The sequence below is a fragment of the Leifsonia sp. HAY1-4F genome, from assembly GCF_056755275.1.
On the sequence record NZ_JBNDHX010000539.1, the window covers coordinates 1 to 242 of the forward strand.

General features: G+C 65.7%; 1 protein-coding gene. It reads right to left on the reverse strand.

Annotation, left to right across the window (positions count from 1 at the left end):
- The coding region (locus ACPYOG_RS20430; protein ID WP_481295903.1) for a hypothetical protein at positions 1 to 242 on the reverse strand (242 nt) is incomplete at both ends.

Consider the following 242-nt stretch of genomic DNA (forward strand, 5'->3'; position numbering starts at 1 on the left):
CTCTCCGTCGTCGGCAGCGTCAGATGTGTATAAGAGACAGGCCTCCGCCGCCCTCGTGGTGTTCCTGCTCGCCGCCCCGCGTTTCCGTCCGCTCGCCGCGGTCATCGGGTCGATCGCCGCGACACCGCCTGCGTAGGCGATGAAGAGGCTGTCTCTTATACACATCTCCGAGCCCACGAGACACTCGCTAATTTGGTGGGGGGGTTGTTTTTTTCGAGAGGGGGGGGGGGGGGGGGGGGGGG